Genomic DNA, 11,908 nt, shown 5'->3' on the forward strand with positions numbered 1-11,908 from the left:
ATCCAAGGGAGCCCGTGTGACCGCAGCCGCCCACTCTGTACCGGCCCATGCCCTGCCCGCCGCGGTGCCGCCGTTCCTGGCCGCCGATGTGGGTGGCACGCATGTCCGGGTGGCCCGGGTGCAGGCCAGCGCCCAACCGGACCATCCGGTGCAGCTGCTGGAATACCGCAAGTTCCGCAATGCCGATTACCCCGGGCTGAGCGCGATCCTGGCCGAGTTCCTCGGTACCGGCGAGCGCCCGGCGCACTGCGTGGTGGCCACCGCCGGCGTTGCCCGGCTGGACGGCACCGTGATCAGCGCCAACCTGCCGTGGCCGTTGTCGGCGCGCCGGATCGAACAGGACGTGGGCCTGGACCAGGTCTACATCGTCAACGACTTTGAAGCGGTGGCCTATGCCGCCGCGCAGGTGGACGCCAGCGGTGTGTTGCAGCTGACCGGCCCGACCACCGCCCCGCGTGGCCCGACCCTGGTGGTCGGCCCGGGGACCGGACTGGGCGCGGCCGTGTGGATTCCCACCGCGCACGGTGCGGTGGTGCTGGCCACCGAAGCCGGCCAGCCCACCCTGGCCACCACCACCGAACTGGAAATGGCGATCGTGCGCCAGATGCAGCGCGAGCATGCGCATGTGTCGGTGGAACACGCCCTGTCCGGCCCAGGCCTGATGAATCTGTATCGCGCTCTGTGTGCCCTCAACGGCGTGGCCCCCACGCTGGCCACGCCCGATGCGATCACCGCCGCGGCCATGGCCAACCAGGACCCGCTGGCGCGCGAAAGCCTGGAGGTCTTCTGCGGCCTGCTCGGCAGCACCATCGGCGACATGGCCCTGCAGTACGGCATCACCGGCGGGGTCTACCTGGCCGGCGGCATCCTGCCGCAGATCCGCGAATTCCTGTTGAACAGCAGTTTCGTGCGCCGGTACCTCAACAAGGGGCCGATGCGCGAGGCGCTGGAACGCATTCCCGTGAAGGTGGTCGAGCACGGGCAGCTGGGCGTCATCGGCGCCGCCAGCTGGTACCTCGGCCATAGGGACGACCCGCGCGTCTGACGGCGTAGCGGGTACGCAGCAAAAAAGCAGTACGTGGCACCCAGGCGCACCCGGCAACGGGGGGCGCGGCAAAGTCGTACCAGACGCAAGAAGACACGCCGTCGCCGGCGAACCATCGGATTGATGAGGAGAGACATCATGAACCACCGCAAGAGTCTGCTTTCGGCAGCCATTTTCAGCTGTCTTGTGTTCGGCGCGCAGGCGCAGGAAACCGCTACCCCGACCGACCTGGACACGGTCAGCGTCGTGGGCATCCGCGCCAGCCTGGAAAAGTCGCTGGACACCAAGCGCAACAACGTGACCATCTCCGAGGCGATCACCGCCGAAGACATCGGCAAGTTCCCCAGCACCAACGTGGCCGAAGCGCTGTCGCAGCTGCCGGGCATCTCGCTGGACCGTCGCTTCGGCCAGGGTGAGCGGGTCAGCATCGATGGCACCGACCCCAGCCTCAACCTGTCCTTCCTGGACGGCCACCCGGTCGCGCAGGCGATCTGGCTGTATGGCGAACAGCCCAACCGTGGCTTCGACTACACCCTGCTGTCGCCGCTGATCCTGGGCCGCATGGAAGTGATCAAGTCCTCCGAAGCGCGCCTGACCGAAGGCAGCCTGGGCGGCACGATCCTGATGCACACCCGCCAACCGCTGGACATGCGCGCCAATGAAGTGGCCGCCTCGGTGGGCTACAGCTACAGCGACCAGGCCAGCGAAGGCAAGCCGAACGCCTCGGCGATCTACAGCTGGAAGAACGACGAAGAGACCTTCGGCATCAACGTGGCCGCGCAGCACTATGAAGAGCGCGTGGACCGCCAGGGCATGGAGGTATTCGGCTACGCCAAGGCCTCCACCTTCACCAATGCACCGGGCGTGGATCCCAATGCCGACGTGCCCAACTCGGTCAACGCCGCATGGTTCCAGCAGGACCGCAAGCGCGACAGCGCCGTGGTCAACCTGCAGTTCAAGCCGACCGACGAACTCGAGTTCAACCTGAGCGGCCTGTACATCAAGGAAAACTTCGACAACTACAACCAGTCGATGTACTCCTTCCTGACCTGGAACCCCGGCACCGTCGGTGCGGTCAACCAGCTCGGCGACGTGCGCAACGGCGTGGTCAACAGCGGCCATTCCAACGCCAGCGCCACCGCCAACAGCGGCACGGTGATCTACGACAACAACGTACGCAAATCCGAGGTCACCACCAAGGGCCTGGACCTGCGTGGTGCCTGGAAGGGCGAAAGCTGGGGCATCAGCGGCCAGGCCGGCCAGAGCAAGTCCGAGAACAAGGACCTGGCCCAGTACTTCATCGAACCGTTCTACAACGGCGGCTTCAGCTGGAATCTGGACAAGGGCATCACCTTCGACAACCCCGATGCAGCGCGCAACCCGGCCAACTGGGGTTCGGCCGGCGGCTGGTTCGGGAACAACGGCATCTTCTCCACCGAGAGCAAGGACACCTACGCCCAGCTCGACTTCAACGTGCAGTTCGACAGCATCTTCAACCAGCTGCAGTTCGGCGTACGCCACGGCAAGCATGAAGAGAGCTTCGACCTGAACGTCTATGGCGGCGTCCGCCCGGGCACCCTGGCCGACGTCGGCACCATCGGCCTGACCAACATCCAGGGCTTCAGCGATGGCCAGGGCCGCCATGTGCAGGCCGGCCGTGACAACGTGCTGAACTGGGTCACGGGCAGCCCGCTGGATTTCGCCAACCCCGATCCGGCCAGCTACCTCAACAACACCTGGGCGCTGGAACAGACCAACAACGCCGCCTATGCACAGCTGAACTTCTCCAACGGCCCGGTTCGCGGCAACGTCGGCCTGCGTTATGTCGATTCCAAGACCGACGGCAGCGGCTTCGTCTACGGCGGCACCCCGACCCTGACCGACCTGGACAGCAAGTGGCAGACCCAGACCAAGAAGGAAGACTTCGTGCTGCCGTCGGTCAATCTGGTCTACGACACCGCCAATGACTGGGTGTTCCGCTTCGGTGCCAGCAAGGTCATCGCCTGGGCGCCGTACAACCAGATGGTGAACAACACCTTCCTCAACGACACCACGCTCAACGGCAGCGGCGGCAATGCCGACCTGTCCCCGTACGAATCGTGGAACTACAACCTGTCGGCCGAGTACTACTTCGCCCCGCAGTCGGTGGTGGCCTGGTCGCTGTTCTACAAGAAGATCGACAACTACATCGACAGCAGCGCGGTCATCGAGCGCCAGTACAACTCGATCCGCGACACCTCGCCGGCCACCTGGGCCAATGTCGTGGGCACCAACGGCTGCACCGCCGATGGCTACTGCGACTACAGCATCCAGCGTCCGCGCAATGCCGGCAGCGGCCACGTCAAGGGCTTCAACCTCAGCTTCCAGCAGCCCTTCGGCGAAAGCGGGTTCGGCCTGACCGCCAACTACACCTACGCCAATGGCGAGAACAACTCCGGTGACCCGCTGCCCTACCAGTCGCGCAACTCGGTCGCGTTCAGCCCGTACTACGAGAAGGGCCCGATCAACGCACGCCTGACCTACAACTGGCGTGACAGCTACCTGGCCGGTGGTTACGTCGCAGGCTCGGCGCCGGCCAGCGTGGACGACTACGCCGAACTGGGTGCCAGCTTCGGGTACACCTTCAACGAGAACTGGTCGCTGACCCTGGACGCACAGAACCTGCTCAACGAGGAGTATTTCCAGTACCTGGGCGACAAGGACCACCTGGCATCGCGCTACAAGAGCGGCCGCCGCTACATGGCCACGGTGCACTTCAAGTTCTGATCACTGCCTTACCATGCTGAACGCCTGATCGACGGGCCCGGACCTCCGGGCCCGTTTTTACAGGTGGAACCCGATTCGCTACAAAGGAATGACCCGATGCACACCCGCACCCGTCGTACCTCGCTGTCGCTGCTGTCTTTCGCACTGGCCCTGTCCCTGGCACCGCTCGCGCACGCCACCGATGCACAGGCGCCCGACGGCCCGCGGGCCCGCCCCGACGCGCTGTCGCTGATTCCCGCACCGGCCCACGTGGAACGCCTCGATGGCGCGCCCTTCAAGGTGGAAGCCAGCACCCCGGTGTGGGCGCGCGGCGACGCGGCCACGCGCGTGGCACGCCAGTTCAGCACGCTGTTGCGCGACAGCGGCGGCCCCACCCTGCAGGTCAAGAACGGGAACGGCAAGAACGGCGTCAACTTCGTGCTCAACACCGCGCTGAAGACCGGCGCCGAAGGCTACCAGCTGCGCTCCAACGGCGATGGCGTGACCGTTGCCGCGGCTACCGAAGCCGGCCTGTTCTACGGGGCGGCGACGTTGTCGCAACTGTTCACCAGCAACACCGACGGTGCCCTGCCGGCACTGCACATCGACGATGCCCCGCGTTTCAGCTGGCGCGGCCTGATGCTCGATTCTGCCCGCCACTTCCAGAGCCTGGACGAGATCAAGCGCGTGCTCGACGCGATGGCCGAACAGAAGCTCAACACTTTCCATTGGCATCTCACCGATGACCAGGGCTGGCGCATGGAGATCAAGCGCTACCCGAAGCTGACCGCGGTCGGCAGCTGCCGCATCCCGGCCGGCGATGGTGGCCGCGACCCCGCCACCGGCGCCGAGCGTCCGTACTGCGGCTTCTACACCCAGGACCAGATCCGCGAGGTGATCGCCTATGCGGCCGCGCGCCATATCCAGGTGATCCCCGAGATCGACGTCCCCGGCCACGCCACCGCGGCGATCGCCGCATATCCGGAACTGGGCACGCTGGATACGCCGCTCAAGCCGTTGAGCGAATGGGGCGTGTTCCCGAACCTGTTCAACACCGAAGAAACCACCTTCACCTTCCTGGAAAACGTGCTGGAAGAAGTCATCGCGCTGTTCCCGTCCAAGTACGTGCACGTGGGCGGCGACGAGGCGGTCAAGGACCAGTGGGAAGCCTCGGCACGCGTACAGGCCCGCATGCGCGAGGTTGGCGCGGGCAATGAAATGGAAATGCAGAGTCACCTGATCAAGCGCCTGGAGACCTTCCTGGAGCAGCATGACCGCCGCCTGATCGGGTGGGATGAGATCCTCGAAGGCGGCCTGCCGCCGGAAGCCACGGTGATGTCGTGGCGCGGCACCGAAGGCGGCCTGAAGGCGGCCAGCGAAGGCCACGACGTGGTGATGTCGCCGGTCACCGACATGTACATGGACTACCTGCAGACGACCTCGGACAACGAACCGCCGGGGCGCCCGCTGGTCACCTCGCTGGCGCGCGTGTATGGCTTCGAGCCGGTGCCCGATGCGCTGCCCAAGGACAAGCAGCAGCACATCCTCGGGCTGCAGGCCAACATGTTCACCGAACATACGCGCACCTACGCGCGCCTGCAGCACAACCTGTTCCCGCGCCTGGCCGCGGTGGCCGAGACCGGCTGGTCGCCGCGCGAACGCCGCGACTACGCCGACTTCCTGGCGCGCCTGCCCAACCAGCTGCAGCGCTGGCAGGCAATGGGCATTGCGTATGCACAGACCCCGTTCCAGGTGGAGCAGGACAGCCGCGACGACCGCAAGGCCGGCACCGCGACGCTGGCGCTGAGCACGCCGCTGGGCTACGAGATCCACTACAGCGTGGATGGCAGCCCGGTCACCGCGCAGTCGCCGCGCTACACCGCGCCGCTGACCCAGCCGTTGCCGATCGCGCTGCAGGCCGCCACGTTCTTCAACGGCAAGGCGTTGGCCAATGCCGCCAGCCGCTTCGATATCACGGCCACGTCGTTGCTCACCCGCAACGATCAGCAGCTGGCGATGTGCCCGGGCGAAGGCAAGCTGCTGCTGCGGCTGGAAGACGACGGCCCGGCCGACGGCGAACGCGCCATCTTCAACGTCAACATTTTCAACCCGTGCTGGTTGTGGAAGGACGCCGACGTGGACGGCATCACCAGGCTGCGTGTGCGGGCCGGGCAGATTCCGTATTACTTCCAGCTGGCCCACGACGAACCGGCGCGGAAGTTCAGCCCGGCGCGTGGCGCGCATGGCGAAATGGACGTGCTCAACGGCACCTGCGACGGCACGCCGCTGGTGAGCGTGCCACTGCCGGCCACGCCGGGCGCCGATGGCTTCATCACGCTGGAGGCGGCGCTGCCGCGGTCGTTGAAGGGCACCCAGGATTTGTGCGTGCGCTTCACCGGCGACACCCGCCCGACCATGTGGGTGGTGGATGAGGTGACGTTGCAGCCGCGTTGATTGCGGCGCGTACCCACCAACGGTGGGTACCTACCGGTAATTCGGCAGGTGACGACCGTGGGTCGTCACCGCGCGGACCCGGCACCCGCCGCGTCCCTCGGTAGTGCCGGCCGCTGGCCGGCTCCTCATGACCCCACCGCGTCGGGTTGCCGGCCAGCGGCCGGCACTACCGGGTGCGCGCTCTGGAGGCCCTCGGTTCGTTCGCGCCGAAGACAGCACCCGTTGCGCCACCGACACCCGCCGAACCTGCACTATCGGTAGATGACGACCGTTGGTCGTCACTACCTGTCACCCGCGCAAACGCACCAACAGGTCGCGCAACGGGGTGAAGGTGAGGCACAGGCCGGCAACAACACCGATGCTGTTGGCCAGCACGTCCATCGGGTCGGCCATGCGGGTGGCGGTCAGGGCGCCCTGGGCGAACTCGATGCCAATGCCCATACCGACCAGGCCCACGCCCGCCCACACCAGCGCGGCGCGCGTGCGGTAGATCTGCACCGCCGAGCCGGCCAGCAGGAAGTAGGCCAGGAAATGTTCCACCTTGTCGCTGTTGTCCGGCAGCGCCATCGGCGGCAGCCGGACCAGGCAGACGGCGATGGTGGCGGCAATGGCCATCCACCACAGCGCCAGCCAGAACCGCGCAAACCGCAGCGGCTTCAACAGTCCCGTGGCACTCATGTCAGAGGCGCCAAGTCAGATCGCCCAGCGTGAAGGCAGGCTCGAAATCGACGTCGCGCTGGAAGCCCATCACCTGGAAGCGCTCGCCCATGGCGGTGGGCAGGGTGAGTTTCTTGACCTGGTCGCGCAGGCGCACCTTGCCGAATTCATCGGTGCGCGCGTCTGCCTTGGCCAACAACGCATCCAGGCCGTTGCCCAGCAGGAAGTTGGCCTGCGTGCAGTACCCGGCCAGCTCGAAGCCGGCGCCGGTACCGGCTTCGGCCAACGCGGTGAAGTCCACCGAGGCGGTCAGGTCCTGCAGGCCCGGCCAGCGGTACAGGTCGTTGTGCACCTGGTGGCGGTAGAACGCGCGCACCGTGCCGTCGTCGCGCTCGTCCTGGTAGTACTCGCCACGCGGGTAGCCGTAGTCGACGAACAGCATCGCGCCACGCTGCATGCCACCGGCCACGGCCTGGATCCAGTACGGCAGCTGCGGCAGCAGCTCGGACCGGTAGCCATCAGCGAACGGCTTTTCGCGGTAATGCTCGATATGCCGCACCGCCGCGCTCAGCATGGCGTCGGCCGGCTGCGCGCCGCGCATGAAGGCGCCGTCGGCATCCAGCTCGACGGTTTCCTCGAAGACCATGCCATCGCGGGCCAGGAAGCGCGGGGTGGGCAGCGCGTCGATCACTTCGTTGGCGAACACCATGCCATCCCAGTCGTCATCGAACGGGCCGTCCAGCCATTCCACCAGTGCGAACAGCGGCGGCACCAGCGTTTTTTCCAGACGCTCGCGCTGACGCTCGCGCAGGTCCGCGCTGGGTTCCAGGATCGCGTAGCGGTCGGGCAGCGCGTCCAGCTCGAGCATGCGCTTAAGCAGCACCTCGGCAAACGCGCCGCTGCCGCCGCCCAACTCCATGAAACGCGCCTGCGGCCCCAGCTGCTGCATCACCGGCGCGATCGCGTTGGCCAGGGTGGCGGCGAACAACGGGCCCAGTTCGGGCGCGGTGGTGAAGTCGCCGGATTGACCGAACTTGCTGGCACCGGCGCTGTAGTACCCCAGCCCCGGCGTGTACAGGCTCAGCTCCATGAACCGGGCGAACGGCATGGCGCCGCCGTTGGCCAGGATTTCAGCACGCAGTGCCGCGGCCAGCTGATCGCTGTGGGCCAGGGCGTCGGTATCGGGGGTCGGCAGTGGGGAATGCATGGTGCAGGCGATTGCGGTGACAATGCACAGCATAGCCGAGCCCGGAGTTACCCCCGATGACCGATACCGCCCCCGTCGTGCTGATCACTGGCAGCGCACGCCGGATCGGCGCGGCGATCGCCCGCCAGTTCCACGCCTGCGGCTGGTCGGTGGTGCTGCACGCGCATACATCCACCGCCGAACTGCAGCAGATGGCCTTCGACCTGGACATGCTGCGCCCGGGCAGCGTGCTGGCCCTGCAGGCCGACCTGCGCGACGCCGACACCCTGCCCGATCTGGTCGAACAGACCGTGGCCCAGTTCGGGCGGTTGGACGCGCTGGTCAACAACGCCTCCAACTTCTACCCCACCCTGCTGGGTCAGATCACCGCCGACCACTGGGACGACCTGTTCGCGGTCAACGCCCGCGCGCCGCTGCTGCTGGCCCAGGCCGCCGCCCCGCAGCTGCGCCGGCACCAGGGCTGCATCGTCAACCTGACCGACCTGCATGGGACCCAGCCGATGCGCGACCACCCGGTGTACAGCGCGGCCAAGGCGGCGCTGGAAATGGTCACCCGGTCACTGGCGCTGGAACTGGCCCCCAAGGTGCGGGTGAACGCGGTGGCCCCCGGCGCGATCCTGTGGCCCGAGCAGGGCAAGGACGATTACGCGCAGCAGGCCTTGTTGCTGCGCACGCCGCTGGCGCGTACCGGCACCGTGGAAGAGATCGCCGAGGCGGTGTACTGGCTGGTGACCGACGCGCCATTCATCACAGGGCATACGCTGCGCGTGGATGGCGGGCGGACGTTGTCGTAAGGGCTTGGTCGCACCCTCGCGCCCCGCTCAACGGTAGTGCCGGCCGCTGGCCGGCTCTGCATGGAACCTGCATCGCGGGGTTGCCGGCCAGCGGCCGGCACTACCGGGTACGGTGGGCATCGCGGGGTTGCCGGCCAGGGGCCGGCATCCGCGCTACATCGCTTACCCCGGCAACAGGTCCATCGTCTCGAACGCGTCGCCGTGCTGGCGGTGTGCGCGCCACAGCGTGGCCAGGTCCAGCCCGCTGACCGGGTCGATGAACGTCGGCGCGATATCGGCCAGCGGCTTCAGCACGAAGGCGTGCTTGAGCTCGGGGCGCGGGATGCGCAGGTGGCCGGGGCCTTCCACGATCAGGTCGCCGTAGAACACCACGTCCAGGTCCAGGGTCCGGTCGGAGAAGCGCGGGCCGCTGCGATCGCGGCCGTGTGCGTCTTCCAGCGCATGCAGCCAGGCATCCAGCGCGTCCAGCGGCAGGTCGGTCTCGATGGCCACCGCGTTGTTGAGGAAATCCGGGCCGTCAAAACCGACGGCGGCGGTCCGGTAGGCCGGAGAGACCGCAACGGCGCCGAAGCGCGCGCGCAGGGCCTCGACCGCGGCGTGAAGGTGCTGTTGCGGCTGCAGGTTGCTGCCCAGGCTCAGGAGCACAGTGGTCATGGTATTCAGCATGCGTGGGGCGAATCCACACCGGGCCAACAGGGCCAGCGCATAGAATCGGGGTGCACATCATAGGACACCGACATGACCTATTGCGTCGGCATCGAGGTGGACGAAGGCCTGGTCTTCGCCGCCGACACCCGTACCAACGCGTCGCTGGACGACGTGCGGGTGCATCGCAAGCTGCACGAGTTCGAGTTCCCGGGCCAGGCCGCCTTCGTGATCATGGCCGCCGGCAACCTGGCTACCACCCAGCTGCTGATCTCGCGGCTGCGGCGCGACGTGGAGGAACAGCGCGAGCAGAACCTGTGCGCCTACCGGCACCTGTTCGAGGTGGCCGAGTACGTGGGCCGCATCCTGGTCGACAGCCAGGTCAAATCCAGCACGCCCGAGCACGGCCACGACGGCATCAACACGCAGGCCACGCTGATCCTGGGGGGCCAGGTGGGCGGCGAACAGCCCGGCATGTACATGATCTACCCGCTGGGCAACGCCATCGCCGCCTCGCCGGAGACCCCGTTCCTGCAGATCGGCGAATCCAAGTACGGCAAGCCGATCCTGGACCGCATCATCCGCCCGCAGACGCGCCTGGAAGACGCGGCGCGCACCGCGATCGTGTCGCTGGATTCCACCATCCGCTCCAATCTGTCGGTGGGCCTGCCGGTGGACCTGGTGCTGATCCGCACCGGCGACCTGCGCATCAGCCAGCGCATGCGGCTGGCCGGCGATTCGCCGCTGTACGCCGAAATCCACGGGAGTTGGTCGCACAAACTGGAACAGGCCGTGGCCAGCCTGCCGGGATTCCCCTGGGAAGGGCGATGACCGCACGCCCGGCTACGCCGTCTCCAACGCCTCGGCGACCGAGCGGAACACCTGCTGCATCTCCAACGGCTTGCGCAGCACGTGCACGTTGATGATCGGCGGGAACACCGCCAGCGGCACGGTGACGTCGGCCTCTTCCAGCACCAGCGCCGGACCGCGGTAGCCCAGCGCGGCCATCTCGCCCAGCAGATGGCTGGCCGACAGCAGTTTGGAGCCCGCGTCGGCAATCACCAGCGCCGGCATCGCCTCCTGCTGCATCCAGCGCAGCGCCGCGGCGCCGTCCGATGCCAGCTGCAGGTGGTAGCCCTGGCTGGACAGTGCATTGCCCAGCAGCGACAGACGCGTGGCTTCGCCATCCACCACCAGGATGGTCTGGCCCGCACCGGCGGCGATCGGCGCGTCGACCGCTTCGCCCTCGGCCGGCACTTCACGCATCGGCAGCAGCAGGTCGAAGCGCGTTCCCACACCGGGCGTGCTGTCCACATGGATGCTGCCGTTGGCACCTTCCACGATCCGCTTGCACGAAATCAGGCCCAGGCCGGTACCGTTGGCCTTGGTGGTGAAGAACGGATTGAACAGATGCGACAACGTCTCGGCATCCATGCCGGTGCCTTCGTCGGTCACCGAAATGCGCAACCACTCCTCGCCCTGCCCGCCCGCATCGGCAGACGCGCGCAGGGTAAGGCGACCGCCGTTCGGCATCGCCTGGATCCCATTCAACGCAAGGTTCAACAGCACCTGCTGCAGTTCGGTGTAGTTGGCGTCCACGCCAAGGCCGTCGTCGGCCACATCCAGGTGCAGGCTGACCTTGTTGGGCAGGTTGCTGCGCAACAGCAGCTCCACGGCCTCGAACAGGTGCGCGATGCAGATGTGCTCGCTCGGCTTGCGCGAACCGCGCACGAACGACAGCATCGATTCGGCCATCTCGTGCCCGCGCCGGCCGCACTCGGCGATGATGTCGGCCAGGTGGTGCAGCTGCGGGTCGTCGCTGCGCGCCTTGAGCAGGTCCGGCATGATCAACAGCGGCTGCAGGATGTTGCGCAGGTCGTGGCTGAGCCCGGCCGCCAGCAGCGACAGGCTTTCCAGTCGCTGCGCGCGCATCAGTTCGGCTTCCACCCGCTGGCGGTCCATCGTGCTGCGCGACTCGCGCACCGCACGTGCCACCGCCGACGGCAGACGCGCCGGCTGGTGCTTGATGATGTAATCGTTGGCGCCCTGGTGCAGCGCGGCCACCGCGTTTTCCTCGCCCATCGTGCCGGACACGAAGATGAACGGCACATCGGGATGCCACGCACGCACGATTTCCAGCGCCTGGTTGCCGGAAAAGCCCGGCATGCTCAGGTCCGACAGCACGATATCCGGCGAGAAGCGGGTCAGCGCGTCGCGTAATTCGCGCGCGCTCTCCACCCGCTCGAAGCTCGCTTCAAGCCCCGCATCGAGCATCTGCTCGCACATCAGTTCGGCGTCCTCCGGGGAATCTTCCACCAGCAGGACGCGCAACATACCCAGGGAGGGGCCAGTCAGCGGCAT

At 67.1% G+C, this 11,908-nt stretch carries 9 protein-coding genes; 5 read left to right on the top strand and 4 right to left on the bottom strand.

Translation table 11 applies throughout. From position 1 onward, the window contains the following. The first annotated feature begins 16 nt into the window (after positions 1-16). The 3 genes from AC6CHL_RS06960 to AC6CHL_RS06970 all read left to right on the top strand — a co-directional run bounded on the left by AC6CHL_RS06960 (position 17) and on the right by AC6CHL_RS06970 (position 6,244). Complete coding sequence (locus AC6CHL_RS06960) at positions 17-1,045, top strand: glucokinase family protein (RefSeq protein ID WP_448134423.1); 1,029 nt, start codon at positions 17-19, stop codon at positions 1,043-1,045. Positions 1,046-1,183: 138 nt separating this feature from the next. Continuing rightward, positions 1,184-3,811 (top strand): TonB-dependent receptor, encoded by a 2,628-nt coding sequence (locus tag AC6CHL_RS06965; RefSeq protein WP_137190375.1) that lies wholly within the window; start codon positions 1,184-1,186, stop codon positions 3,809-3,811. A 96-nt stretch (positions 3,812-3,907) separates the two neighbouring features. Beyond that, positions 3,908-6,244, top strand: a complete 2,337-nt coding sequence (locus tag AC6CHL_RS06970; RefSeq protein WP_498293972.1) for a family 20 glycosylhydrolase — start codon at positions 3,908-3,910, stop codon at positions 6,242-6,244. Positions 6,245-6,532: 288 nt separating this feature from the next. Here AC6CHL_RS06970 and AC6CHL_RS06975 read toward each other — a convergent pair whose 3' ends face one another. Beyond that, entirely contained in the window at positions 6,533-6,922 is a 390-nt protein-coding gene (locus AC6CHL_RS06975) for a VanZ family protein (protein ID WP_498293974.1), read from the bottom strand. Between the two features lies 1 nt (position 6,923). After that, positions 6,924-8,108 (bottom strand): class I SAM-dependent methyltransferase, encoded by a 1,185-nt coding sequence (locus AC6CHL_RS06980; protein WP_038691815.1) that lies wholly within the window; start codon positions 8,106-8,108, stop codon positions 6,924-6,926. A gap of 56 nt (positions 8,109-8,164) precedes the next feature. On the opposite strand from AC6CHL_RS06980, the gene AC6CHL_RS06985 reads away from it, so the two are divergent. Beyond that, on the top strand, positions 8,165-8,902 hold the full coding sequence (locus AC6CHL_RS06985; RefSeq protein WP_448134426.1) for a pteridine reductase: 738 nt from the start codon (positions 8,165-8,167) through the stop codon (positions 8,900-8,902). A gap of 162 nt (positions 8,903-9,064) precedes the next feature. Here the strand turns inward: AC6CHL_RS06985 and folK are convergent, their stop codons facing one another. Continuing rightward, the gene (folK, locus tag AC6CHL_RS06990; protein ID WP_137190379.1) at positions 9,065-9,556 is read right to left on the bottom strand and encodes a 2-amino-4-hydroxy-6-hydroxymethyldihydropteridine diphosphokinase; all 492 of its coding nucleotides are present in this window, start codon (positions 9,554-9,556) and stop codon (positions 9,065-9,067) included. An 84-nt stretch (positions 9,557-9,640) separates the two neighbouring features. Between folK and AC6CHL_RS06995 the strand changes: the two genes are divergently transcribed. Then, the gene (locus tag AC6CHL_RS06995; protein ID WP_038686223.1) at positions 9,641-10,378 is read left to right on the top strand and encodes a proteasome-type protease; all 738 of its coding nucleotides are present in this window, start codon (positions 9,641-9,643) and stop codon (positions 10,376-10,378) included. 12 nt (positions 10,379-10,390) lie between these two features. On the opposite strand, the gene AC6CHL_RS07000 is transcribed toward AC6CHL_RS06995, so the two are convergent. Further along, positions 10,391-11,908, bottom strand: a complete 1,518-nt coding sequence (locus AC6CHL_RS07000; protein ID WP_038686221.1) for an ATP-binding response regulator — start codon at positions 11,906-11,908, stop codon at positions 10,391-10,393.

Source organism: Stenotrophomonas sp. GQ19 (genome assembly GCF_059758695.1).

Excerpts from the sequence above, each read along its gene's own strand:
- folK (WP_137190379.1), bottom strand. The coding sequence starts at position 9,556 with ATGACCACTGTGCTCCTGAGCCTGGGCAGCAACCTGCAGCCGCAACAG.
- AC6CHL_RS06975 (WP_498293974.1), bottom strand. The coding sequence starts at position 6,922 with ATGAGTGCCACGGGACTGTTGAAGCCGCTGCGGTTTGCGCGGTTCTGG.
- AC6CHL_RS06970 (WP_498293972.1), top strand. The coding sequence starts at position 3,908 with ATGCACACCCGCACCCGTCGTACCTCGCTGTCGCTGCTGTCTTTCGCA.
- AC6CHL_RS06985 (WP_448134426.1), top strand. The coding sequence starts at position 8,165 with ATGACCGATACCGCCCCCGTCGTGCTGATCACTGGCAGCGCACGCCGG.
- AC6CHL_RS06995 (WP_038686223.1), top strand. The coding sequence starts at position 9,641 with ATGACCTATTGCGTCGGCATCGAGGTGGACGAAGGCCTGGTCTTCGCC.
- AC6CHL_RS07000 (WP_038686221.1), bottom strand. The coding sequence starts at position 11,908 with ATGCCGCTGACTGGCCCCTCCCTGGGTATGTTGCGCGTCCTGCTGGTG.
- AC6CHL_RS06980 (WP_038691815.1), bottom strand. The coding sequence starts at position 8,108 with ATGCATTCCCCACTGCCGACCCCCGATACCGACGCCCTGGCCCACAGC.
- AC6CHL_RS06965 (WP_137190375.1), top strand. The coding sequence starts at position 1,184 with ATGAACCACCGCAAGAGTCTGCTTTCGGCAGCCATTTTCAGCTGTCTT.